Below are 24,935 nucleotides of genomic sequence, written 5' to 3' on the forward strand. Positions count from 1 at the left end.
TTCTCGTTCTTCTCGGAGGCGGTCAGCTGGCCGACCGGACGGCCCGCTCGTCGGCCTTGATGGCCTTCTTGAGCCGGGAGATCAGCTTGTTGAGGTGGGTGATCTTCTTGTGCGCCTTCGCCTTGGCCGCCCGTGAGGAGTGCTTGGACCGCAGGATCTTCTGCGCCTTCTTCTTGGCGACCTTGTGCTTGGCCAGGACGGCACGGTCGTGGGCGAGCTTGGCCTGCGCCTTCTGCAGGGCCGGGTTCGGCTTCACGACGGGGGGAGCGGGCGCCGGGATGCTCACCGGGTGCGAGTTCGCGCTCGTGGAGCCGAAGTCCTCCTTGAGTGCCGTCACCGAGACGGTGAGGGCGTGACGGGCATCGGCGGCGGTGACGGTGTACGTCGCCTTCGTCGCTCCGGCGATCGCCACCCCGGTGCGCAGCCACTGGTAGGCGAACGAGTCCGGTGTCGGGGTCCAGGTGCCGGGCGCCGCGGTCAAGGTCGAGCCCACGGCGGACTTGCCCGTGATGCTCGGCGCGGTCGTGGCCGTGACCGGCCCGTTGGTGGCCGCGGCACACGCCGTGGCGGCCTTGCCCGACCCGGTCACGGCGACCTGGTCGGCGGGCTCGATCGGCCCCGCGGCGTCGCCGGAGAAGGCCACGTGCAGCACATCGGCGATGGCACTGTTACGGGTGTCGGCGACGTAGAGGACACCCTTCTTCTGGTCGACTGCCACGGCGTACGGCGTGTTCAGCCGGGTGCTCGCGGGGAGGGTGGCAGTGGCGACCGGGCTGAGGCTCTCGGCGCCGGCGACGCCGCCCACGTTCACGAGCGTCGAGATCGTGCCATCGGGCGCGACCTCGCGGATCGCGTTGTTGAACGTGTCGGCGATGAACAGGTCGCCGCTGCCATCCAGCGCAACCCCCTGCGGGTCGTTGAGCTGGGCCGCGGTCGCCTGGCCGCCATCGCCGGAGTAGCCACCGAGGCAGTCGTTGCTCACCTGGCCGGCGGCGTAGTTGCCCGCCACCGTCGTGATCGCACCGCTCGACGCATCGACGCGACGGACGACGTTGTTCGCCGAGTCGGCGAGGTAGACGTTGTCCTTGGCGTCGACCGCTAGACCGGCGGGCAGGGCGAGCCTGGCGCTGGTGGCGGCGGCCCCGTCGCCGGTGTAGCCGGCCTTGCCCGTGCCGGCGATGACCTTGATCGCGCCGGCCGCGGTGACCTCGACGACGCGGTTGTCGTACGTGTCGGCGATGAAGACGTTGTCGTCACCGTCGACAGCCACGCCGTCCGGGTGCCAGAGGTTGACCGTGACAGGCGTGCTGGTCGAGGTGACTGCCGCACCCGCGCCACCGGCGAGACCGGTGCCCGCGAAGCGGTGGATCTTGCCGTCGGTGGTGATCTCGCGGATCACGTTGTCACCGCTGTCGGCGATGAAGATGTTGCCGGCCGCATCCTTCGCCGTACCGCCGGGCTGGTAGAGCTCGGCGGCGGTGGCCAGGCCCTCGTCGCCCAGATCGCCGTAGTTGGCGAGCGAGCCTGCCACGGTGCTCAGCGAGCCGCCGGTGAGGGACGCGAGCACGTTGTCGCCGGTGTTGGAGACGTAGACCGTGCCGTTGTCGGCCGAGACACCCGCCGGGCGGTAGAGACCGCCGGCCGGGGGCAACGGCAGGCCGGTGGTCACGTCGATGACCGGGGCGCCGCCTGAATCCTTGCCGTAGGGCACGCCCTGGAGGAGCGGGCCGGTGGTGTCGATCAGGCCCAGACCGTCGGTGTAGTCGTAGCCCTGGGGCGCCAGGAGCTCGACGTAGTTGCTCTCGCTGACGTCAAGCCCCGACGTGGCCGCGCTGAGCGTCAAGGAGCCGTTGGCCGCGACCGAGGTGCCGGTCGGGAACGTGTACGCCGAGCCGTTCTTGGTCTGGAGCACGTAGCCCGAGAGCTCCACGGCCGCAGCCGACCCGTTGTCGATCTCCACGGAAGTGCCGCTGACGTCCCCGAGGGTCAGCGCGCGGCTGAAGCCGAGCTGCTCGAGGTCGACCGTGCCGGGGCTGCTGAGGGCCGTCTTCAGGGCGTAGTTGATGTCGTCGCCGCCGCTGTGCAGCGAGTTGTACCAGACGGTCGCGACGGGGTTGCTGAGGTCGCTGGGCAGCTCGTAGTGCTCGGCGTAGTTGCCGTTGGTGGGCGTGCAGACCAAGGTCCCGTTGATGCCTGGTTTGGTCACGGTGCCGGCAGCGCAGGGCGTGTCGACCCAGGCCTGCGAGATCGTCGTCGCGCCCTGGTTGACCGAGATGTCGTAGCTGCGGTCGCCGCCCGAGTTGGCCATCGAGCCGAAGCCCTGCACCAGCACCACCGGCGTCGACGCGGGCAGGCCGTAGTTAGCGAGGAACTGCGCGGTCGTCTTGACGCCGAGGTAGTTGGTCTCGACCCACCAGAAGAGCTGAGTGCCGTGCGCCGGGATGACCGGGTCGGCGATGGGCGAGGTCGCCGTCGTGTCCGACGGATCGTGCAGCGTCATGACGGCGCCGCTCTTGGTGAGCGTCAGGCCGGATGCGGCGAAGTCGATCGCGTGGTCGGTGGTGTTGGTGATCTCGCTGTACTCGTAGTAGTCGGTCGAGTTGGTGTCGTAGTTGACCTCGGAGACCAGCAGGTCGTTCGGATTGACCGCCGGTGCGTCCGAGTTGTTGGCCTTGCCCTTGGTGGTGTGGCCCGAGACACCGAAGGTGCCGGTGCCGTCGGTGGTGCGCGCCCACGAGGTCGCGGCATACGACGTCCACGAGGTCGAGTCGAGGAGTGTGTCGTCGGTCTCGGTGAGGTAGAGGGTGTCCTTGGCGGCGAGATCGAAACCGGCGGCCTTGAGGGCGGAGCCGCTGATGACGGTGTACCCGTTGGCGTCGATGTTCTGGGCGGGCACCTGATCGGTGTCGCCCTCGCTGTCGACGAGGCGGACCGACGTGCCGGTGACACCGGTGCCGGTGTTGTAGAGCTCGATCCAGTCGTTGGCCGCCATGCCGGTGGCCTTGACCTCGTTGATCGTCAGACCGGCGAGCGGGTCACCCGAGGCGGGGGCGCTGAGATTGGGCAGCTCGACCAAGGTGAAGTCCCGGGAGGCCGAGTCCTTGGTCACGCTGCTGTCGGTGACGGTCACGTGCACGCTGTAGCGCCCGAGCGCATCGGTCGGCGTGCCGCTGATCAGGCCCGAGGTCTTGTCGATCGTCACCCCGGTAGGCAGGCCGGTGGCGCCGTACGCGTACGGCGCCCCGCCGCCGTGCGCCTGCACCTGGATGGCGGTGAGCGCCGTGCCTTGGTGCGCGATCGTGTCGGCGATCGGCTGAAGTCGCAGCTCCTTGCTCACCGTCAGGGTGAAGACGGTCGTGGTGGTGTCGCTCGCCATGTCGTCGCCGACGGTGACGGTGATCGGGTAGTCCTTCAGGTCGTCGGAGGGGCCCGGAGTGCCGCTGATGACGCCCGTGCTCTTGTCGATCGTGACCCCGGCCGGCAGGCCGTCGGCCGAGTAGGTCAGCGCGCCGAAGATCGCTTGCGCCTGCACCGTGATGGGGTTCATCGCCTCGCCGAGCGAGATCTCGGTGTTGCCGACGGGCGTGACCGCGACGCGGTCGATGCCCGTGACCGGCGTGAAGTCCGTGCTGTTCGCGTTCGCGTCGACGGGGTAGCCGTCGGCGAACTTTCGCATGATGACGCAGGTGTTGTTCGTGCCGGAGTCGACGCCGGTGACCTTGGACGAGCCGTTGCTCTCCGCCGCCGAGGGCTGGTTGGTGGAGGCGTTCATCCAGCCGACACCATCGACCTCACCTGCGGTCTTCGCGGCGGCCGAGGACAGGTCGCCGTTGATGGCGCTGGTGCCCTTGGTGGCGTCGAGCAGCTCGATCTGGCCACCGGTGTTGCAGCCGCCCATATTGCTGCTGGACTGGTTGCCGTTGGCGGGTGTTGCGACCGAGACGTCCAGGTCGGGGGTGAAGCCGGGGGAGTAGGCCCCATGGTCCACAGGCGTGTGGGCGTTGCCGTACCAGACGAGGAAGTAGTGGTGCGGCGCCACGGTCCCGTACAGCTTGACGAGGCTGCTGCAGGCGGTCGTGGAGCTGTAGGTGCGGTAGCACAGGTCGTAGTGGGGGGTGACCGTGGCGTTGGGCGTCGTCGTGGTGTCGATCGAGCCCAGCGAGATGGGGTTGTCGGTCGGGTTGTAGAGCTCGACCCAGTCGTTGGACCACCTGGCGGAGTCGGAGTTGGCGCCGAACACCGCCGCGATGACGAGGTGGTCGGTATCCAGGGCGGGATCCAGGTTGGCGGCACCCTCGGTGGCCTTGCTGGAGACGGTGAAGTCGCCGGTCCCGTCGGGGTAGCGCGCCCACGAGGTCGAGGGGTACGACGTCCACGACGTCTCGTCGAGCACGGTGTCGTCGCTCTCGGTGAGATCGAGGGTGTCCTGGGCGGTGAGATCGAGTCCGGCGGCGTCGAGGTCGGCGCCGCCGACGACGACGTACGCACCGGCGTCGATGCTCTGGGTCGGCAGCTGGTAGGAGTCACCGTCGCCATCGACCAGGCTCACCGAGGCGTCGGTGATGTCGGCGCCGGTGTTGTAGAGCTCCACCCAGTCGTCGGCCGGCGTACCGGTTGCCGTGACCTCGTTGATCTTGAGCCCGGCGAGCGGGTCGGTCGAGGAGGGCGCCGTCGATTTCGGCAGCTCGACCAGGGCGAAGTCGACCGAGGCCGACTTTGCAGGCGTGCCGCCGTCGGTCACGGTCACGTGCACGCCGTAGTGGCCGACCTTGTCCGTCGAAGTGCCGCTGATCTCACCGGAGCTCGGGTCGATGTCGACGCCTTCGGGCAAGCCGGTGGCCGTGAAGTTATAGTCCGGGGTGCCACCGTGCGTTGTCACCTCGATCGGCGTGAGGGCAGCACCCTTGTGGACGGAGGCGTCCGCGATCGAGTCGACCCGCAGCGCACTGCTGACGGTGAGCGTGAAGGTCGTGGACGCCGTCTCGGAGCCGGTCGGCCAGGTGTCGGTGACGACGATCGTGACGGGGTAGTCCTTGAGGTCGGCGGTCGCGCTCGGGGTGCCGCCGATGATGCCGGTGGTCGGGTCGATGGTGACGCCGTCCGGCAGACCGTCGGCCGCATAGCTCAGGGTGCCGACGCTCGTGCTGCCCTGCACCTGGATCGGCGTCATAGCCTCACCACGGCTGATCTCCGCGTCGCTCACCTTGGCCACCGTGACGTGGTCGCTGGCCTGTGAGTGGATCGTGAAGTCGGCGGTGGTGAGCGCGGAGAAGTCGCTGGCGTTGGTGTCCGTGTCCTGCGGGAGCCCGTTCACGAATGTGCGGGCCGCGACGTAGGAGTTGGACGTGCCCGCCGAGGCGCCGGTCACGACCGTGGAGCCGCCGGTCTCGGCGCTCCCCGGCTGGCTGATGACTGCCGGGGGACCCGCGGCGTACTTGGTCCAGGCGACGGCGTCGACGACGCCCGCAGCCTTCGCTGCCGCCGAGGAGAGATCGCCTGTGCCGGCGTAGGTCCCGTTGCTCGCCGCACTGAGCAGGAGGATCTGGCCGCCGGTGCTGTATCCGCCGAAGCCGGTGTTCGACTGGCCGGAGGGATCCGTTGAGGTGCCCGCGGTGTTGCCGGCGTCGAGCGCGAAGTTCAGGTCCGGGGTGACGCCCGCAGGCGGAGCGCCGCGGCTGGTGCCGGCGGCAGCGTTGTGGCCGTCCCAGATCAGGAAGTAGTGATGCGCCCGGACGGTGCCGTACAACTTCATCGAGCTGCAGCTGGTGCCGCTGATGCTGCGGTAGCACTGGTAGTAGCTCGGTGTCACCGTCGAACCGCTGACGGTTCCGAGGGAGATGTCCGCGTCGGTCGGGTTGTAGAGCTCGACCCAGTCGCTGTTGTAGGCACCACCGTCGCTGCCGTACACGGCAGCGATCACCAGGTGATCGGGTGCCGTCGGGTCAGCGGCGTGAGCACTGCTCGCGGTCACCGCCGTCACGGCCGTCATCGTCGCCGCGGTCGTCGCCGCCGCGGCCAGGACGGTGGCGATGCGCCGACCCATCCTCATCTTGAAACGCTGGTTCAGTGCCACCGATGGCCCTTCCGTCCGCGGGGTCCAGCCGCCGCGATGTGGGGGTGCCGCGAGGTTGGACGTTCACTAGCGAAGGGAACCTGTCAGCGCTTGGTAAACGCTCGACGTCGAGATACTGAACGCGGCTGGCCTCTTACCTTTCGCCAGCAAGGTATTTGGGTGTACGACGCCCCGTGGCTGAACGCAGCCGCAACGCTCACGCCGGGCTCGTTATCGTGAGTGGCTCCCCGGCCTGAGAGGCTGTCCTTCGTGAACGAGATGTCGATCCCCCTTCCGCTGCCGCTCGACGTGGTGTCCCTGACGATGGCGTTGGTCAACACCCCGTCGGTCAGTCACACCGAGGGTGAGCTCGCGGACTCCGTTGAAGCGACGCTCTCCCCGCTGGCGCATTTGGAGGTGGAGCGCTTCGGCAACACCGTCGTCGCGCGCACCGACCGGGGCCACGCCGAGCGGGTCGTGGTCGCCGGGCATCTCGACACCGTCCCGGAGAACGACAACGCCCTCGGCTACGTCGAGATGGGCAAGCTCTTCGGACTCGGCGCCTGCGACATGAAGGGCGGGCTCGCGGTGATGCTCAAGACGGCCGCGCTCGGCGCCTACAACCGCGACGTCACCTTCGTCTTCTACGACTGCGAGGAGGTGGCCAGCGAGCACAACGGCCTGCGCAAGCTCTCCGAGCAGCGGCCCGATCTCCTGCAGGCCGACCTAGCGATCCTGATGGAGCCGAGCAACGCGGGGGTCGAGGCCGGGTGCCAGGGCACCATCCGGGTCGAGGTCACCGTGCCGGGGGAGCGGGCGCACAGCGCGCGGTCCTGGGCGGGCGTCAACGCCATCCACAAGGCGGGCGACCTGCTGCGCCGGCTCGAGGCTCACGAGCCTCGGCAGCCGGTGATCGACGGCCTGACCTACCACGAGGGCCTCAACGCGGTCTTCGTCCGTGGCGGCGTGGCCGGAAACGTGATCCCCGACGAGTGCGTCGTGACGGTCAACTACCGGTTCGCCCCGGACCGATCGCAGGCCGAGGCGGAGGCCTTCCTGCGGGAGTTCTTCGCGCCGTACGACGTCGTCGTGACCGACAGCGCCCCCGGTGCCCTGCCCGGGCTGGACCGGCCGGCCGCGAAGGCGTTCCTGGAGGTGGTCGGCACCGAGCCCGGACCGAAGTTCGGTTGGACCGACGTGGCCCTGTTCAGCGCACTCGGCGTACCTGCGGTCAACTTCGGGCCCGGCGATCCTCAGCTCGCGCACACGCGTGACGAGTATGTTCCTACCGCAGAGTTGACGGAGTGTGAACACGTGTTGAAGGAGTGGCTGCGAGCATGACCGGCTTCAACGGCGCCCGTCCGGGCACGGGGAGGCATCCCGGCGCGCGCCCTGGCGGAGAGACCAATGACCAGCGTCTGCTCGACAACCGCGGGCTGTCGGAGTGGAACCACACCGACGTGTGGCGGGTGATGAAGATCCAGGCCGAGTTCGTGGAGGCGTTCAACGACCTCGCCGACCTCGGCCCCGCGATCAGCGTCTTCGGCAGTGCCCGCACCAAGCCGGACGACCCGACGTACGAGGCCGGGGTCAAGCTCGGCGCAGCACTGGCGCAGGCCGGGTTCTCGGTCATCACCGGCGGTGGACCCGGCGCGATGGAGGCGGTCAACAAGGGCGCAGCGGAGGTCGGCGGCACGAGCGTCGGCCTCGGCATCGAGCTGCCCTGGGAGGCCCGGCTCAACGACTACGTCAACCTGGGCATCGACTTCCGCTACTTCTTCGTCCGCAAGACGATGTTCATCAAGTACTCCCAGGGATACGTCGTGCTGCCCGGCGGTGTCGGCACCCTCGACGAGCTGTTCGAGGCGATGACCCTCGTGCAGACGCACAAGGTGACCCAGTTCCCGATCGTGCTGCTCGGCGTGCGGCACTGGGAGGGGCTGGTGGAGTGGATGCGCAACACCATGCTGCCCGAAGGACGCATCGCGCAGTCCGATCTGGACATGCTCACCCTGACCGATGACGTGGACGAGGCGGTCGAGCTGATGGTGAAGGCGAGGGACGCGTCATGATGTGGGTGTTCGCCATCCTGGTGGTGCTGGCCATCGGTTCGATCGCGGTGGTCGCCGCCGGCCGCGGCACGCCCCTCCAGGAGGAGTACGACGACCGCCCGGACGTGTTCGTGCCCGCCGAGGGGCCACTGGGCCCCGGTGAGCTGAAGGCCGTCCGCTTCTCGCTGGCCGTGCGTGGCTACCGGATGTCCGAGGTCGACGCCCTGCTCTCCCGGCTCGCGAAGCAGCTGGAGGAGGCGACCGGCAAGCCGGCGCCCCTGGCGCTGCCGGCGCCACACCACGGCACGCACGACACGGGCGACGCGGGCACCGCGGATGTGGTGCGCGACGGGTCGTCCGCCTCGGCCGGGGAAGCGGAGGACCCGGCCTGATGGCAGCGGTCGTGGTCTACGTCCTCACCGCTCTCGCCGCCCTGATCGTCCTGCTGACGCGACTGCGCTGGCGGCAGGACCGGGTTGCTGGCCGCGCCGCGGTGAGCAGCCGCTGGGCGTTCTGGCACACGGTCTGCGGCGCGCTCGGCTTCGTGATCTGGACCATCTTCCTGGTCGCGCCCGACGACACCCTGCTCGGTGGCGCGGGGATGGGCATCTTCGGGCTGGGCTTCTGGTGGCTGGTGGTCATCTTCGGCATGCTGATGCTCATCCGGTGGCTGCCCAGTCGCGGTCGCCACGCCGGCAGCAGCGGCAAGGACCGTTGGTCGGCCGGGCCGTGGCTCTCCCTCCTGGCCCATGGCGGCATGCTGGTCATCGCGATCGTGATGACGTGGGCCTACCTGATGCAGAAAGTCTGAGGAACGCTCGTGAACCTGCGACTCGGCGCAGCACTGACCACCCTGGTCACCGTCGGCGTGCTGACGGCGGCGACGTCGCCCTCGGCGTACGCCGGACGGGGGGCGGCCCCCACCGTGGCCGCACCCGCGGCCGTTCGGGCCGCCGTGGTGGACAGGGTGGTGATCGGCTACTCGGTCAAGCATCGCCCGATCGTCGCCTACCACCTCGGCGAGCAGGGCCCGGGCATCCCGACGATGATGATCGTCAGCACGATGCACGGCAACGAGCGCCAGATCCAGAAGATCCCGGAGGCGCTGCGTGACGGCAGGAAGATCCACGGCGTCGACCTGTGGGTCGTGCCTGTGATGAACCCGGACGGGTTGGCTGCCGACACCCGGCAGAACGCCCACGGCGTCGACCTCAACCGCAACTTCCCGACCCACTGGGTGCACACCACCGGCCACTACGGCTCCGGTCCCAAGGCCGCCAGCGAGCCCGAGACCCGGGCGATGATGAGCTTCCTGCTGAAGGTGAAGCCCGAGCGGCTGATCAGCTTCCACCAGCCGCTGCACGGCGTCGACGTCGACTCACGTCGGCCCGCGTTCTCGCACAAGGTGTCTCGCGCCCTGCACCTTCCGGTCTCGCACGTGAAGTGTGGCGGCGTGTGCGGCGGCACCATGACGCAGTGGTTCGAGGCGCATCTTCCGGGCACCGCGATCACCGTCGAGTACGGCGCCCACCCCGCCTCGCGCACCCTTCGCGTGCAGGCGCCGAAGGCGCTTTTGCGGCTCTTCGGTGGGCATCGCTGAACATGGCGCGTTGCGATAGGGGATAATGGTCCCCGCACTGAGAGCCAGACACCGGCTGTTTCCGATTTGAAATGGGGTGCCACGCATGGCGGCGATGAAGCCACGGACCGGCGACGGTCCGCTGGAGGTCACCAAGGAGGGCCGCGGCATCGTGATGCGCGTTCCGCTCGAGGGCGGGGGTCGACTCGTGGTCGAGCTCAACGCCGACGAGGCCGGAGCCCTTGGTGAGGCGCTCAAGGACGTCGTCGGCTGATCGTGGCCGTCTCGACGCTCCCGCCCCAGGTCACCCCGCCCCGCTTCGTCCTCGCCACCGGCGGTCCCGACGATCTCGATGCCGAGGTCGTCGCGTTGCCGGTCGCGGTCCCGCTGGTCGGGGCCGAGGCCGACTCTGCACTGGTGATCGGACCGGGAGCCGTGGCGCTCGACGAGCGCTACGACCTGCTCGGCATCCTGGAGAGCGAGCGGGCCACCGGCAAGGCCGGCGAGGTCGTGTCGGTGCCGCTGCCGGAGGGCCAGGGCACGCTCAAGCGAATCCTTCTGGTGGGGGTCGGCGCGCAACGGCGCGACGACTTCCGCCGGGCCGGAGCGGCGCTGGCGCGCGCCACCCGGGACGTCGCATCGGTGGCGACGTCGATCCCCGCGCTGGAGCCCGACTACGGGCTCGAGGCCTTCGTGGTCGGCGCGATCCTGGGGTCCTTCAACTTCAACTGGCGCTCGACCGGGCCGGAGTGGCACGCGGCCGGGACGATCACGTTGGCCGACCTCTCCCCGGGCCAGTACGCCGCAGCCCTCGCCCGGGCCGAGGTCCTCGGGCATGCCGGCTGGCGCGCACGGTTCCTGGCCACCGTGCCGTCCAACCTGAAGAACCCGGCATGGCTGGCCGGGCAGGCCCGCGAGGTCGCCGACGCGGCCGGCCTCAAGGTGCAGGTGTGGGACGAGGAGCAGCTCGCGGCCGACGGCTTCGGCGGCATCCTCGCCGTCGGCAAGGCCTCCGCGACGCCTCCCCGGTTGATCCGGCTCGACTACACGCCGCCGAGGGCCGGTCGCAAGACGCCCACCGTCGTACTGGTCGGCAAGGGGATCACCTTCGACACGGGCGGCCTCTCGATCAAGCCCGCCGAGGGCATGGTCACGATGAAGCGCGACATGACCGGTGGTGCCGTCGTGCTCTCGACGATGGCGGCGCTGGCCGACATCGGCTGCCCGATCAAGGTGGTGGGCCTGATCGCCGCGGCCGAGAACGCCATCTCCGGTGCGGCGCTGCGTCCCGGCGACGTGATCCGGCACTACGGCGGCCGCACCAGCGAGGTGACGAACACCGATGCCGAGGGTCGCCTCGTCCTGGCCGATGCGATGGCCTACGCGGTGGAGAAGATCAAGCCGGACGCTCTCGTCGACATCGCCACGCTGACCGGTGCGATGAAGGTGGCGCTCGGTCAGCACCTGGGCGGCTACTTCGCCAACCACGACGTGCTCGCCGGCATGCTCGCCGAGGCGGCCGAGGTCTCCGGCGAGCCGCTGTGGCGGATGCCGCTGGCGGCGGCCTACGAGGACAAGCTGGCCTCCACCGTCGCCGACGCCGACAACGCGGGCGGTGGGCCTGGTGCGATCACCGCGGCTCTGTTCCTGCAGCACTTCGCCGGCGGACTGCCGTGGGCGCACCTCGACGTCGCGTCGATCGGTGATGCTCCCGAGGAACGCTGGGAGTGGACCCAAGGTCCGACCGGCTTCGGCGCGAGACTGCTGCTGACCTGGCTGGGCCAACAGGACCCGCTGGCCGGCTTCTAACGGTCGAGAGGTCACTTTCCGCGGGTTGAGTGTCCACGTACGTGGACACTCAACCCGCGGAAAGTGACCTCTCGCGGTCAGATCCCATCCGGCCTAGGCCTCGGGGACCCACTCCTTCTTCGCCACCAGCAGGCCGTCGCCCACCGGCAGCAGCAGCGGCGTCAGCTCCTCGTGTGCGGCCACCTCGCGGACGAGGTCGCGGATCGAGACGGTCTCGGCGTCGCGCTGAGCCGGGTCGGCGACGCGGTCGTGCCACAGCGCGTTGTCGAAGGCCACCACGCCACCGGGCCGGAGCAGCCGCAGCGCCTCGGTGAGGTAGGCGGCGTACTCGGTCTTGTCGCCGTCGCAGAAGACGATGTCGTAGTGGCCGTCGGTCAGCCGGGGGAGTACGTCGAGGGCAGCGCCGGCGATCGTCCGCGCCCGCTGGGTGGGGACGCCGGCGTCGGTGAAGGTCTGCCGGGCGAGCCGCTGGTGCTCGGTCTCCACGTCGACGGTGGTGAGCACGCCGTCGGCCCGCATGCCGCGGAGCAGCCACAGCCCCGAGACGCCGGTGCCGGTGCCGATCTCGACGACCGCGCGGGCGTCGAGCACCGAGGCCAGGAAGCGCAGGGCGGCGCCGCTGCCGGGGCTGATCGGGGTCACCCCGACCTCCTCGGCGCGTGCGCGAGCAGCCGCCAGGATCTCGTCCTCGGCGACGTACTGCTCCGCGAAGGTCCAACTGGCGGCGGCGGGCGGCGGGAACTGCTGGCTTGCCATGAGGCAAACCTATCCCGATCGGCCTACCCTGGTCGGGAACGGCTGGCCGGGGAAGTTCGTTGGAATGTCACAGGAAGCCTTCAGACGCTTTGCTTACGGTGGAGGAGAAGGTCCCGGTCAGATGCAAGGAGCGACGAGATGAGCACGGAACAGCAGGCGCAGCCGACAGGCGTCCCGTCGTGGGACGAGGTCGTCGAGCTGCACTCCGACCGTGTCTACCGGCTCGCCTACCGCCTGACCGGCAACCGTCACGACGCCGAGGACCTCACCCAAGAGGTGTTCGTCCGGGTGTTCCGCTCGCTCGACAGCTACGTGCCCGGCACCTTCGAGGGCTGGCTGCACCGGATCACGACCAACCTGTTCCTGGACCAGGCGCGGCGCAAGCAGCGGATCCGCTTCGACGCGCTCTCCGATGAGCGTGCGCAGCGCCTGACCAGCGCCGCCCCGACGCCGGACGTCGCCTACACCGACCAGCGGTTCGACGACGACATCGAGCGCGCGCTCGCCACCCTGCCGCCGGACTTCCGGGCGGCCGTGGTGCTGTGTGACGTCGAGGGCCTCTCCTACGAGGAGATCGCTGACATCCTCGACGCGAAGCTCGGCACCGTCCGCTCCCGCATCCACCGCGGACGCGCCATGCTCCGCAATGCGCTCGCCCACCGCGCCCCGCGCGCCGGCCGGCTGCGCTACTCCGGTCCGAAGGTCCTCTGGGGCGGAGCCTCGTGATCGCGGGCTGGGGCGGAGGTCACCTCGGAGACCGCACCAGTGCGCTGCTCGATGGCCAGCTCTGCGTGGAGGACGAGGAGCGGGCCTGGGAGCACGTGCAGACGTGTCACATCTGCCGTGACCGGGTGGAGCGCGAGGGCTGGCTCAAGAACCGACTCGCCGGGCTGAGTCACGACCCCACCGCACGAGCAGTGCCGGACTCGCTCAAGGGCACCCTGCTCGGGGCTCCGGGAGATGTCTTCTTCGGCTTCCACGGAGAGTACATCGAATCGCGCTCCCACCGACGTACGGTCGGCCTGGCCGCGCTCGGCGGCAGCGCCGTTGGCGCTGCGGTGATGGGTGTGCTCGCCTTCGGTGCCGCGCCCGCATCGGCTCCGACCACGCCGCTTCCGGCTGCGTCGGTCAACTCTGTCGCGCCCGCCCCCATCGTGGCGACGCTGCGCCAGCCTGCCCCCTGAGCGGCCCTTGATCGGCCCTGATCGCCGCGACCGGGCGGTCGAGGGCGGGTCAGAGCTCGGCGCTGTCCGTCGCCTCGAGGAACGGGTGCTCGGCCACGAACGCCTTGGTGTCGACGTAGAGCTGCTGGATGTATTCCTCCAGCGCGCTCGCCTCGACCCGCCATTGGCCTCGGCCGCCGATCTTGATGGCGGGCAGGTCGCCGCGGCGCACGAGCGCATAGACCTGCGCCGAGGAGGTGTTCAGCGTCTCCGCCACGTCGGCAAGGGTCAGGAAGCGTGGGGTCCCTGGCATGCAGCAATGATCCCATCCCGACCTAGCCGTGCGGGGCACGGACGCGCGACCTGTGGATAACGAGATCGCAGGTTTACTGGAATTACCTAGAGGTCATGATCCGGATGTGACAAGCATTCTCGGGAGCTCGGCCGCGGCGACGGCATCCGTCGGCGGCGCCACCACCTCGCCTCCGTCCGCTGTGAGGGCGACCCGGCCGGGCTGGCGCGATCCGCGCCTGTGGATCGGCATCGCCATCATCGCGGCCTGCGTCGTCGTCGGCGTCCGCGTCCTCGGAGCGGCGGACGACACCGTCGCGGTCTGGTCGGTCAAGGCCGACGCCGGGGCCGGGGCGACGCTCAGCAGGGCCGACCTGGAGGTGCATCGGGTGCACTTCGCCGCAGCGTCCGACCTCGCCGGCTACTACCGGGCCGACGCGGAGATGCCCACCCAGGTCCTGCTCGCTCGCGCGGTCGGGCATGGAGAGCTGCTGCCCCGATCGGCCGTCTCCGTCGGAGCGGCGAGTGACACCGTCCAGGTCCCGCTCGCGGTCGATCCTGCCCAGGTTCCGCCGGCGGTGGCCAGCGGCTCGGTGATCGATGTGTACGTCGTCGGCGCGAGCGGTGTCGATGCCGCCGCCGGCCCGGATGCCGCGGCGGACAGCTCCCGTTCTGACGGGTCCGGTGCGGCGGCGAGCGGCCATGCCGGGCGCGACGTGGGTGGTGACGGGGGCAGTGACGCTGACGTCACCACCCCCGTGCTGAGCGCGGTGACGGTGGTCTCGGCGCCGCGACCCGACGACGCCTTCGGCAGCGGTCAGAGCAAGCGCCAGCTGATCCTGGCGATGCCGGAGAAGCGCGCCCAGGAGTTCTTCGGCCTTCTTGCCGGGCTCACCGACCCCACCATCACCGTCGTGCTCCGGCCGGCTGGATGAGGCAGCGATGACTCCGGTCCTGATCCTCGCCGCGGGCGCCGTCTGGGAGCCGGTGGCGCTCGGCATCCTGGAGCGCGCGCCCGGCCTGGTGGTGCTCCGTCGTTGCGTCGATGTCGACGACCTCGCCGCCGCCGCATCGGCTGGCCAAGCGGAGGCGGCGGTGGTGGCGATGGATGCGCCAGGCCTCGACGTGCGGATCGTCGACCTGCTGCGGCATCACGGTGTGCGGATCGTCGGCGTCCTTCCCGCTGCCAGCGGCGCCCAGGACGCAGCTCGTAGCGCTGCCGGTCGGGCCGGCATCGGCCGGGTGGTGGCCGAGGATGATCTGGCGACGCTGCCGGTGGTCGTCGTCGCCCCCGACCCGCCATCGCCCGGAATGATCGGGCCCGCCTCCATGCAGACCCCTGGTGCCGAGCCTTCGGGTGGGCTCGCCGCAGGCCTCGCCGCCGGACGGCTGATCGTGGTCTGGGGGCCGGCCGGCGCACCAGGCAGGAGCACCGTCGCGGCCGCGGTGGCGGCCGCCGTCGCGCATCGCTCGAGGCCGGTGCTGCTGGTGGACGCCGATCCGTACGGCGGAGCGATCGCCCCGCAACTCGGCATCCTCGACGAGGTCTCCGGCCTGCTGGCGGCGTCCCGCACCGGTCTGGGGCCCGCCGCCCGACTGCTCGGCTCCCACCTGGCGGTGCTGACCGGCCTGCCTCGGCCCGACCGCTGGACCGAGATCCGCGCCGGGGTGCTGACCGAGCTGCTGCGTCAGGCCCAGCAGGTCGGGGAGGTGGTGGTCGACACCGGGTTCAGCCTGGAGGAGCCCATCGACCCCACAGCGCGTGTCGGCCGCAACCAGCTCACCCTGGAGGCTCTGGAGGCCGCCGACGAGCTGCTCGTCGTCGGCTCCGCCGACCCGGTCGGGCTCGGCCGGCTCGCGCGCGGCCTGGTGGACCTGGGCGAGCGGCTGCCGGGAGCTGCGGTGCGGGTGGTGGTCAACCGGATGCGGCCCGGCCTAGGTTGGAACGAGAGCGACATCGCAGGCATGGTCACAGGCCTGGTCCGGCCCGTCGGGCTGCACTTCCTGCCCGAGGACCGCGTCGCCGTGGACAAGGCGCTGGTCCTCGGCCGCACGCTGACCGAGGCTGCTCCGGAGTCACCGCTGGCCAAGGCGATCGCCACCGTGGCCGGGCAGATGCTCCCCGACGTCGGCTCGACCGACACCGAGCCGGTCAGACGGAGAGCTACGCGGCGAAGAGCAGGTAGAGCCCGCCGACGGTGAACCCGATCATCGTGACGAGGAGTGGGATCTGCCCGGTGACCATGTGACGGCGCGGCAGCACCGCGACGGCGCGTCTGTGCGAGGAGATCACGCCGAGGATGTGGCCGATCACCACCGCGAGCACCTTCAGGTTGGCCAGGAGCGTCGGATGGTAGGCGAAGAAGTAGTTGACCTTGAGGTTCGCCGTACCGAACCAGTTGGCGCCGTTGCTGAACGGGTCGCTGACCTGCACCAGGGTCGCTTGGCCACCCTCCCACCAGTAGCTCATGTAGTGGGCCACCACGTAGCCGACCACGATCGGCACCAGCGACGGTGCCAGCAGGCCAGGCAGCTGGCGGCGATCCAGGTCGTCGCCGACGCCGGTGAGCATCGTCCCGATGCAGAAGAAGGCGCCCACAGCGAGCGGGAAGAGCACGAGCGCGATGTTGTCGGCGAGGTAGGCGTGCCGGGCCACGACGTTGTCGCCCTGGGTGAACTTCAGCCAGGGCACCGAGTCGCGGAAGGAGTCGAAGACGATCGTCCCGAACAGCACCGAGACCACCGCGACCAGACCGGCGCGCGGCATCAGGGTGTCGAGGTTGGCCAGCGGGCTGCGGACCTCCAGCCGGCCTTCAGCGTCACGTCCCCAGATCGAGAGCTTGGCGACGATCGAGGAGTAGACCTCGAACGGGTCCGCGTTCTCGTAGAACCGCCGTCCCCACAGCTGGCCACCGATCAGCATCGCCGCCAGGTAGAGCGCCATCCACAGCCGGACCGGGCCGAGGTAGGAGTTGTGCGGGTAGATCAGCTCCATCCAGGTGAAGGCGAGCACGCCGAGAACCGCCGGCCAGTAGCCGAACCGGGCCTCGTCGTAGTCGTAGAGGCCCTCGTCGTCGCGACGCAACCAGTTGATGCCGGCGTTGATCGTGCGGACCGGGCTGATCGCCTTCCAGACCGGACCGAAGAGCAGCGAGAGCGGCACCAGGCCGACCCACCACCAGATGTAGAAGATGCCGAAGACCGGATTGATCTCCAGGTCCTGGCCGAAGACCGACACCATCACGGTGTAGGCGAACAGCAGCATCCCGACCACGCGGAGCCCGACGCGCCAGCCGCGCGAGTCGACGATCGCACCGATCTGGGCGACGAGCCCGGCCGATCGCCCCGTACGTCGCGGCGCGGCGGGCGCCGGCGTGCCATCGGCAGCGGCCCCGGCAGCGACCTCGGCCGCCGCCGTTGTTCCGACGCCGACCCCGACGCCGACCCCGGCTGCCACGCCGGCCGGTTCGGGGGCGGTCACGCCGTCTCGGCGGCGTACGGTCCAGGCGAGAACCACGAAGCTGATCACCAGGGCCGCGACCGCGGCGATGATGGCCGTCTCGAGCGGTACCGGCAGGTCCTGACGACCGCCGATGCCGTGCGCGAGCGGCGTGACGTCACCGCTCACGGTCTACTGCACCTGGAGCTGGACGATGGTCTTGTCGAGCGCGTGCGACTCGACCTCGATCAGGCCGGGCTGCTCGAACGAGCCGACCTTGATCTCGGTGGTGCCGGCGCTGTAGGCGAGCTGCTTCTCCGGGGTCGAGTGCACGTGGATCTCGCCGGCCGCGTCGGACTTGACCCGGAAGTCGACCTCCTGGCCGACCCCGACCTTGACCCGCTCCCCGTTGGGCGTCACGGTCTCACCGCTGAACGTGATGTCGATGACAAGCGGCTTGCTGGACGTAGCGCCGGTACCGTTCGCATCGTTGGCGTTCGAGGAGCCGCAGCCGGCAAGCAGGCCGGTGGTGCCCAGGAGCACAACCGAGATCGCCATCAGTCGTCGCATGTCTGTCAGAATCCCATGCTGGCCAAAGAGCCGGCTGAGAGGGGGGTGGGTGATGGGTGACCGCCTGTCCGCACGCGATCTGGCCTTCCTGACCCGCGAGACCCTGACCACGCAGCACCATCTCGCCAGCATCGAGATCCTCGAGCCGGGGGAGAGCGGGTTCGACTACGACACCCTGCTCAACCTGGTGGCCGACCGGCTCTCCTTCGTTCCGCGCTACCGCCAGCGGGTGCAGCTCATCCCAGGTCGGCTGGCCAACCCGGTGTGGGTCGACGACGAACGCTTCGACATCGAGTACCACGTGCGCCGTTCCGCCGTACCTCGTCCGGGCTCCCTGGACCAGCTGCGCGACCTGGTGGGGCGGATCATCTCCCGCCCGCTCGACCGTGGTCGGCCGTTGTGGGAGATCTACTACGTCGAGGGGCTCGCCGAAGGCCGGGTCGCCCTGCTGACCAAGGTCCACCAGGCGCTGGTGGACGGCGTGCACACCGTCGACCTCAACCAGCTGCTGCTCGACGTCGGTCGTGACCCCAAGCCGCTCGCGGAGGACGCCTGGAACCCGCGCCGGGAGAGCAACGCCGCGCTGGTCATCGGTGCGGTCAGGGACTCCCTGACCGACGTCGACACGCTCTCCTCCACCGCACGCCGCACCGGCGGTTCGCTGCTGCGGGTCGCTGCCGACACCGCGGGCCGTGCCCTGGACGTCGTCGAGGCGATCACCGGCCGACGGCAGGATCGAGCCACCCCGCTGTCCGGGAGCCTCTCCCAGCAGCGGCTGATCGTGACGCTGGAGACCTCGCTGGGCGACTTTCGCAAGGTCCGTGACACCCACGGGGGCACCGTCAACGACGTCATCCTCGCCGTCGTCACCGGTGGCCTGCGCGGTTGGCTGATGACCAGGGCGGAGTCCCTGTCAGGGTTGCGGCAGGTGCGCGCGCTGGTGCCGATCAGTGTCAACGACGACCTGCTGGAGAACACCTCGCTCGGCGCGCCGGTCACCGCGCACTACGTCGACCTGCCGGTGGGGGAGCCCAGCGCAGTCGTCCGGCTGCACCAGGTCTCCTACTCGTTCGAGACGCACAAGCAGACCGGCCGCGCGATCCCGGCCGAGCACCTGACCGGGATCACCGGCTTCGCGCCGACGACGTTCCACGCGGTGGGTGCGCGGGTGGCGGCGGAGGCCGATCCGCACGGCTTCCAGGTCAGCGTGACCAACGTGCCCGGACCGCAGACGCCGCGCTACGCGGCCGGTGCCACCCTGCTCGCCAGCTATCCGGTCAACCCGCTGCTGCCGGGCCAGGCGCTGGCCATCGGCGTGACCTCCTACGACGGTCGGGTGTTCTTCGGGATCACCGCCGACCGCGATCTCGTCCCGGACGCCGACGTGTTCGGCCAATGCCTCCTCGAGGCACTCGACGAGCTGCTCGACACCGTCAACGGCGGCCGCCACCAGGTGCCGCGCGGCCGCAGGAAGAAGAGCGACTCATGACGCGCATCTATGTCCCCGCCACCGCCGCCTCGCTCGCCGCGTGGCACGCAGACGGGCTCATCCCCGCCACCGCGCTCGCCGAGGCGTTCGAGGCTCCCGACGACACCGAGGAGGGCGAGTACGCCGCCCTCATGTCGGCGGCCGACGCATCCGCGGACCTGCTGGACGGCCCGGGGCGCCGGTTCGTGGTGGTGGTCGAGTCGGCCTATGCGCCCGCCGACTGGGCCGACGTGGTCGCCGTACACGCCGACGTCGCCGACCGAGACCCCGACGCCGACTCGGAGGAGGACCTCGGTTGGTTCGCGACCCAGGAAGTCCCCGACCTGCTGCGTTGAGAGGTCACCTTTCGCGGGTCGAGTGTCCAGGTCGGGACACTCAACCCGCAGAACGTGACCTCTCGAGCCGTAGAAGGTGACCTCTCGAGCCGTAGAAGGTGACCTCTCGAGCCGTAGAAGGTGACCTCTCAACGGGCGAGATAGGCCTTGCCGACCACCTGCTCCTTGGTCAGCGCCTTGCGGATCATGTCAGCGATCAGCGCCTCGAGCTTGCCGCCGACCAGCGGCACCTTCACGGTGACCTGCAGGGTGAAGGTCTGCAGCGTCTGCGAGCCGCGGGCGTCGAGCGCGACCGAGCCCTTGACGACAGCGATCGGTACGCCGGCATCGATGTCGAGGGTGGCGGCGTTCGGGGTGGACCACGTCTCGTGCTGCTTGATCGAGATCGTGTGGCCGACGAACTTCTTCGCGAACGACGGGACGCCCGCGGTCTCCTGCGTGTAGGCGATGTCCACGGTGCCGGGAATGCCACTGATCGACACCGTCCGGGAGATGGCGTGCTGGGCGGCGCACACCTGCTCCCGGAAGGACTGGTCCGCGAGCATCGCGGTCACGGTCGCGAGCGGGGCGTCGTAGGTCATGTCGAACGTCACGGTGGTGCTCATGGCGTCATCATGCCTGCCCGGCTGGGTCGTGTCGGCCCCATGCGAGATACGTCTCGTGGCCGGGTCTAGTGTCGGGAGCGTGTCAAAGACGACGCAGCTCCTGGATGCCTATGTCCGCCACGTCGCCCGCGAGGATGTCGATGCGCGCAGTCCCGCTGATCTGCAGGGTGCGCTCGAGTCCCACCTGGATCTCGCTGCCGAGAGACCGCAAGGAACCGCCCGCGTGCGGGTGTGCACCCCCTCCGAGGACGGCCAGGGCTGGAGCGCCGCCGGCCGCACCGTCGTGGAGATGGTGGTCGACGACATGCCCTACCTGGTGGACTCAGTCACGATGGAGCTCAGCCGGCAGCGCCGCGACGTCCACCTCGTCATCCATCCGGTCTTCGACGTCGTCCGCGACGTGGCCGGTGCGCTGAAGGAGATCGAGCCGGTCACCGACGCGGCGACCGAGCCGGCCGAAGGAGCGGTCCGGGAGTCGTGGATGCACGTCGAGATCGACCGGGTCCCCGACGGCGAGGTCGACGAACTGGTCGCCGACCTGGAGCGGGTGCTGGAGGACGTGCGAGAGGCTGTCGAGGACACCGAGAAGATCCTTGAGCGGGTCACCACCACCGCCGCCGAGCTGCGCGGCAATGCTCCGGCCGGGATCTCGGCAAGCGAGGCCGAGGAGGCCGCGGCGCTGCTGGAGTGGCTGGCCGAGGGTCGCTTCACCTTCCTGGGTGCGCGCGACTACCGGCTCGAGGGCACGCCCGGCTCCCCGGAGTTCCTGCGCGGCGTCGCGGGCACCGGTCTGGGCATCCTGCGCAACGATCCCTCGCGGGAGGCGGAGGCGGGCCGGATGCCGGAGGCGGTCCGGGTCAAGGCGAGGGAGAAGACCGTTCTCGTGCTGGCCAAGGCCAACTCGCGCTCGACCGTCGGACACCCCGGCTATCTCGACCACGTCGGCGTCAAGACGTTCGATGAGGCCGGCGAGGTGGTCGGGGAGCGGCTCTTCCTCGGCATGTTCACCTCCACCGCCTACACCGAGCCGATCAGTCGGGTGCCGGTGCTGCGTCGCAAGGCCAAGGAGGTGCTGGCGCGCAGCGGCTTCACCCCGCAGAGTCACGTCGGTCAGAGCCTGTTCGACACGCTCGACACCTATCCGCACGACGAGCTGTTCTATGCCGGCATCGACGAGCTGGCGGCGCTGGCGGCCACCGGCCTGGCCGCGCGCGAGCGGCGCACCCTGCGGGTGGTCGCACGGCCTGACACCTACGGCCGCTACATCTCGGTCCTGGTCTGGCTGCCGCGCGATCGCTACACCACCGCGGTGCGGGAGCGCTTCGCGCGAATCCTGACCGAGCAGTACGACGCCGTCGACATCGAGTACTTCGTCCGGATCGGACAATCCACCACCGCGCGCGTGCAGTTCGTGGTGCACCTGAGCCACCCCGTGGAGGTCGACGTACCCGACCTCGAGCGCCGCCTCGCCGCGGCTGCGCGGAGCTGGCGCGACGACCTCGCCACGGCCATCAGCAACGGGTACGACGCAGGCCTGCGGCGCTGGTTGGACGCCTATCCGGCCGCCTACGAGGAGGACTTCGACGCCGCCACGGGAGCGGCCGACCTGGCGGTCCTCGACGGGCTCGGCGAGGACGGCATCGACCTGGGCGTCTACCGCCCGGAGCGGGCCGCGGACGACGAGGCACGGCTGAAGATCTACCGCGTCGGAGCGCCGCTCTCGCTCTCGCACGTGCTCCCGATGCTCACCTCGCTCGGCGTGGAGGTCACCGACGAACGCCCCTACGGGCTGCTCGGCACCGGGCAGCCGACGCACATCTACGACTTCGGCCTGCGCTACGCCGGCGACGGTGGGCTGGGCGAGGTGGCCGATCACGACCGGTTCCGCGCGGCGCTGCGGGCGATGTGGGATGGCGCCGGCGAGGTGGACTCCTTCAACACGCTGGTCCTGGCCGCCGGGCTCGACCACCGTGAGGTGATGGTGCTGCGCGCCTACGCCCGCTACCTGCAGCAGGGCGGCACGCCGTTCTCCCAGCGCACGATCGCCGGCGCGCTGCGGACGAACGTGACCATCACGCGGTTGCTGGTGGAGCTGTTCCGGGTGCGGTTCGACCCCGCGCTCGCCTCCGGAGCCGACGGTGAGCGGGGCCAGCGGCAGGAGGAGCTGACCGCACGGATCGAGGCGGCGCTCGACGACGTGGCCAGCCTCGACCAGGACCGGATCCTGCGCTCCTACCTCACGCACATCACCGCGACGCTGCGCACCAACTGGTTCGTGCCGGCGTCGGAGGAGCGGGCCGGCGCGGCGCTGAGCCTCAAGCTGGAGCCGACGCTGCTGCCGGACCTGCCGCTGCCGCGGCCGGAGTTCGAGATCTTCGTCTACTCGCCCTCGGTCGAGGGCGTGCACCTGCGCTTCGGCCCTGTGGCCCGCGGCGGCCTGCGTTGGTCGGACCGCACCGATGACTACCGCACCGAGATCCTCGGCCTGGTGAAGGCACAGATGGTGAAGAACACGGTCATCGTGCCGGTGGGTGCCAAGGGCGGCTTCGTCGCCAAGCGCGGAGACGGGCCGACGGCTTACCGCGCCTTCATCTCGGGTCTGCTCGACCTGACCGACAACCTGGTCGATGGCGCCGACGGCAACCAGGAGACCGTCTCGCCGCCGCACGTGGTCAGCCACGACGGCCCCGACTCCTACCTGGTGGTCGCCGCCGACAAGGGCACCGCGACCTTCTCCGACCTGGCCAACGAGGTCGCCGGCGAGTACGGCTTCTGGCTCGGCGACGCGTTTGCCTCCGGCGGGTCGGTGGGTTATGACCACAAGGCGATGGGCATCACCGCTCGCGGTGCATGGGTCTCGGTGCAGCGACACTTCCGTGAGCTCGGCGTGGACGTGCAGAGCGAGGACTTCACCGGCGTCGGCATCGGCGACATGTCCGGCGACGTCTTCGGTAACGGGATGCTGCTCTCGCCCCACCTGCGGCTGGTGGCCGCCTTCGACCACCGCGACATCTTCCTGGACCCGAGGCCCGACGCGGCTGGCTCGTTCGCCGAGCGCAAGCGGCTCTTCGGCCTACCCCGGTCGAGCTGGCAGGACTACGACCGGTCGTTGATCTCCCGCGGCGGCGGGGTCTTCTCCCGCACTCTCAAGGCGGTCCCGATCAGTCCCGAGGTGAGAGCTGCGCTCGGGCTGGGCGAGCGCGTGCGCACCCTCACGCCCGCAGAGCTGGTCAGCGCGATCCTGCGCGCCCCGGTCGACCTGCTGTGGAACGGCGGCATCGGCACCTACGTCAAGGCCAGCGACGAGCCGCACGCGGCCGCCGGCGACAAGGCCAACGACGCGGTCCGCGTCAACGGCTCGGAGGTCCGGGCGCGGGTGATCGGTGAGGGCGGGAACCTCGGACTCACCCAGGCCGGCCGGGTCGAGTACGCACAGCACGGCGGTGCCGGTGCTGCGGGCGGCCGGATCAACACCGACGCGATCGACAACTCCGCCGGCGTCGACACCTCCGACCACGAGGTCAACCTCAAGATCCTGCTCGACCGGCTGGTGCGCACCGGCGAGCTCGGCCGCGAGGAGCGCAACGAGGTGCTCGCCTCCATGACCGACGAGGTCGCCGCGCTCGTGCTGCGTGACAACGACCAGCAGAACCTCGCCCTGGCCAACGCCGCCGCCAACGGTGTCTCCCTCCTGCACGTGCAGGAGGAGTGGATGGCCGAGCTCGAGAGGCGCGGGGTGCTCAGCCGCGAGGTCGAGGGACTGCCGGCGGTCGGGGAGGTGCGGCACCGGCTCGACATCGGTGGCGCGCTGACCAGCCCCGAGGCTGCCGTGCTGATGAGCTGGACCAAGATCGAGCTCGCCCGTGAGCTGATCGACACGACGCTCCCCGACGAGGAGTACGTCGCCCCGCTGCTCGCGGCGTACTTCCCCTCGCTGGTGCAGGAGCGGTTCGCGGGGGCCATCGAGGAGCACCCGCTGCGCCGCGAGATCATCGTCACGCAGCTGGTCAACGAGCTGGTCAACGGCGCCGGTTCGACGTTCTGGCCGCGGCTGAGCGCCGAGACCGGTGCGACGGTCACCGAGCTGGTCCGCGCGAACCTGGTCGCCCGCGACCTGGTCGGCTGGACGGCCCTGCGCGAGCGGATCGCAGGACTCGACCACCAGGTCGACGCGGCCGTTCAGACCCGGATGCGGATCGACCTGCGCACCCTGGCCGAGCGGCTGACCCGCTGGCTGGTCGCTCACCGGATCACCGACGGCAGTGCTGCGGTCGCGCGTTATCAGCAGCCGTTCGGCGACATGCTGGCCGCGCTGCCAGCACTGCTCACCGGCATCGAGCAGGAGAGCTTCGTCGCTCGCCGCGACCGGCTCACCGAAGCCGGTGTGCCAGCGAAGCTGGCCGCGCAGGTCGCTGTCCTGGAGCCGGCCTCGATGCTGCTCGGCGTGGTCGAGGTGGCACTGGCAGGTGGCCACGACCCGGCCACGGTGATCCGCACGCACCTCGAGCTCGGCGAGCGACTGGGCCTGCCGAAGCTGTTGAGCTGCATCGTGGCGCTGCCGCGAGCCGACCGCTGGCAGTCGATGGCGCGGGCCTCGCTGCGCGAGGACCTGCACGCTGTGCACGCGGCGCTGACCGCGCAACAGCTCGACGGCACGCCCGAGGACTTCGAGGAGCGGCTGGGCCGGGCGACGGCGATGCTGTCCGAGATCGGGCTGGACGAGGGTGCGGATCTGGCCAGGCTGTCGGTGGCTGTGCGGGCGTTGCGGACGTTGTTGTAGCGGTCCGCGGTCCGCG

Annotated in this window: 20 protein-coding genes; 14 read left to right on the plus strand and 6 right to left on the minus strand. The window is 70.1% G+C overall.

The genetic code is table 11. The features are described 5' to 3' along the window. Positions 1–22: 22 nt before the first annotated feature. Entirely contained in the window at positions 23–6,049 is a 6,027-nt protein-coding gene (locus tag H036_RS24565) for a putative Ig domain-containing protein (RefSeq protein WP_157417534.1), read from the minus strand. 282 nt (positions 6,050–6,331) lie between these two features. Here H036_RS24565 and dapE point away from each other — a divergent pair, with 282 nt between their 5' ends. From dapE to H036_RS0117120, 7 genes are all read left to right on the plus strand, one after another. After that, the gene (gene dapE / locus H036_RS0117090; RefSeq protein ID WP_036488979.1) at positions 6,332–7,393 is read left to right on the plus strand and encodes a succinyl-diaminopimelate desuccinylase; all 1,062 of its coding nucleotides are present in this window, start codon (positions 6,332–6,334) and stop codon (positions 7,391–7,393) included. Next, on the plus strand, positions 7,390–8,124 hold the full coding sequence (locus H036_RS0117095; protein ID WP_017936026.1) for a TIGR00730 family Rossman fold protein: 735 nt from the start codon (positions 7,390–7,392) through the stop codon (positions 8,122–8,124). Before dapE ends, H036_RS0117095 begins: the two co-directional genes overlap by 4 nt. Continuing rightward, a complete protein-coding gene (locus H036_RS24570) occupies positions 8,121–8,495 on the plus strand; it encodes a DivIVA domain-containing protein (protein WP_232421894.1) in 375 nt (124 codons plus the stop codon). Before H036_RS0117095 ends, H036_RS24570 begins: the two co-directional genes overlap by 4 nt. After that, positions 8,495–8,914: a hypothetical protein gene (locus tag H036_RS0117105; protein WP_017936028.1), complete on the plus strand. Its 420-nt coding sequence runs from the start codon at positions 8,495–8,497 to the stop codon at positions 8,912–8,914. The genes H036_RS24570 and H036_RS0117105 overlap by 1 nt, the downstream gene beginning before the upstream one ends. A gap of 9 nt (positions 8,915–8,923) precedes the next feature. Continuing rightward, positions 8,924–9,703: a M14 family zinc carboxypeptidase gene (locus H036_RS0117110; RefSeq protein ID WP_017936029.1), complete on the plus strand. Its 780-nt coding sequence runs from the start codon at positions 8,924–8,926 to the stop codon at positions 9,701–9,703. Between the two features lie 85 nt (positions 9,704–9,788). After that, positions 9,789–9,956, plus strand: a complete 168-nt coding sequence (locus tag H036_RS25000; RefSeq protein ID WP_017936030.1) for a DUF3117 domain-containing protein — start codon at positions 9,789–9,791, stop codon at positions 9,954–9,956. 2 nt (positions 9,957–9,958) lie between these two features. Continuing rightward, positions 9,959–11,491 carry a leucyl aminopeptidase family protein gene (locus tag H036_RS0117120; RefSeq protein WP_017936031.1) on the plus strand — a complete coding sequence of 511 codons (1,533 nt, stop codon included), beginning with the start codon at positions 9,959–9,961 and terminating at the stop codon, positions 11,489–11,491. A gap of 93 nt (positions 11,492–11,584) precedes the next feature. Here H036_RS0117120 and H036_RS0117125 read toward each other — a convergent pair whose 3' ends face one another. Beyond that, entirely contained in the window at positions 11,585–12,247 is a 663-nt protein-coding gene (locus H036_RS0117125) for an O-methyltransferase (protein WP_017936032.1), read from the minus strand. A gap of 138 nt (positions 12,248–12,385) precedes the next feature. Between H036_RS0117125 and sigE the strand changes: the two genes are divergently transcribed. Beyond that, positions 12,386–12,973 (plus strand): RNA polymerase sigma factor SigE, encoded by a 588-nt coding sequence (gene sigE, locus H036_RS23395; RefSeq protein WP_017936033.1) that lies wholly within the window; start codon positions 12,386–12,388, stop codon positions 12,971–12,973. Next, positions 12,970–13,431 carry a hypothetical protein gene (locus tag H036_RS0117135; protein WP_017936034.1) on the plus strand — a complete coding sequence of 154 codons (462 nt, stop codon included), beginning with the start codon at positions 12,970–12,972 and terminating at the stop codon, positions 13,429–13,431. Before sigE ends, H036_RS0117135 begins: the two co-directional genes overlap by 4 nt. 49 nt (positions 13,432–13,480) lie before the next feature. Here H036_RS0117135 and H036_RS0117140 read toward each other — a convergent pair whose 3' ends face one another. Then, positions 13,481–13,723 carry a helix-turn-helix domain-containing protein gene (locus tag H036_RS0117140; RefSeq protein WP_017936035.1) on the minus strand — a complete coding sequence of 81 codons (243 nt, stop codon included), beginning with the start codon at positions 13,721–13,723 and terminating at the stop codon, positions 13,481–13,483. Positions 13,724–13,829: 106 nt separating this feature from the next. Here H036_RS0117140 and H036_RS24575 point away from each other — a divergent pair, with 106 nt between their 5' ends. Both H036_RS24575 and H036_RS23405 read left to right on the plus strand, forming a co-directional pair. Beyond that, entirely contained in the window at positions 13,830–14,636 is an 807-nt protein-coding gene (locus tag H036_RS24575) for a hypothetical protein (RefSeq protein WP_017936036.1), read from the plus strand. A 7-nt stretch (positions 14,637–14,643) separates the two neighbouring features. Then, complete coding sequence (locus H036_RS23405; protein ID WP_017936037.1) at positions 14,644–15,903, plus strand: AAA family ATPase; 1,260 nt, start codon at positions 14,644–14,646, stop codon at positions 15,901–15,903. On the opposite strand, the gene H036_RS0117155 is transcribed toward H036_RS23405, so the two are convergent. Together H036_RS0117155 and H036_RS0117160 are read right to left on the minus strand one after the other, a co-directional pair. Then, positions 15,866–17,329 (minus strand): hypothetical protein, encoded by a 1,464-nt coding sequence (locus tag H036_RS0117155; RefSeq protein WP_017936038.1) that lies wholly within the window; start codon positions 17,327–17,329, stop codon positions 15,866–15,868. The genes H036_RS23405 and H036_RS0117155 overlap by 38 nt on opposite strands. 3 nt (positions 17,330–17,332) lie before the next feature. Further along, positions 17,333–17,710, minus strand: coding sequence for a hypothetical protein (locus tag H036_RS0117160; RefSeq protein ID WP_157417536.1), 378 nt, complete (start codon positions 17,708–17,710; stop codon positions 17,333–17,335). A 52-nt stretch (positions 17,711–17,762) separates the two neighbouring features. On the opposite strand from H036_RS0117160, the gene H036_RS0117165 reads away from it, so the two are divergent. Both H036_RS0117165 and H036_RS0117170 read left to right on the plus strand, forming a co-directional pair. Next, the gene (locus H036_RS0117165) at positions 17,763–19,199 is read left to right on the plus strand and encodes a WS/DGAT/MGAT family O-acyltransferase (protein ID WP_017936040.1); all 1,437 of its coding nucleotides are present in this window, start codon (positions 17,763–17,765) and stop codon (positions 19,197–19,199) included. Next, positions 19,196–19,534 carry a DUF6912 family protein gene (locus H036_RS0117170; RefSeq protein ID WP_017936041.1) on the plus strand — a complete coding sequence of 113 codons (339 nt, stop codon included), beginning with the start codon at positions 19,196–19,198 and terminating at the stop codon, positions 19,532–19,534. Before H036_RS0117165 ends, H036_RS0117170 begins: the two co-directional genes overlap by 4 nt. Before the next feature lie 128 nt (positions 19,535–19,662). Here the strand turns inward: H036_RS0117170 and H036_RS0117175 are convergent, their stop codons facing one another. Then, entirely contained in the window at positions 19,663–20,139 is a 477-nt protein-coding gene (locus H036_RS0117175; RefSeq protein ID WP_017936042.1) for a DUF2505 domain-containing protein, read from the minus strand. A 79-nt stretch (positions 20,140–20,218) separates the two neighbouring features. On the opposite strand from H036_RS0117175, the gene H036_RS0117185 reads away from it, so the two are divergent. Next, positions 20,219–24,919, plus strand: a complete 4,701-nt coding sequence (locus tag H036_RS0117185) for an NAD-glutamate dehydrogenase (RefSeq protein WP_232421895.1) — start codon at positions 20,219–20,221, stop codon at positions 24,917–24,919. Positions 24,920–24,935 lie beyond the last annotated feature (16 nt).

It is taken from the genome of Nocardioides sp. Iso805N, from assembly GCF_000364605.1.
Classification (GTDB): domain Bacteria; phylum Actinomycetota; class Actinomycetes; order Propionibacteriales; family Nocardioidaceae; genus Nocardioides.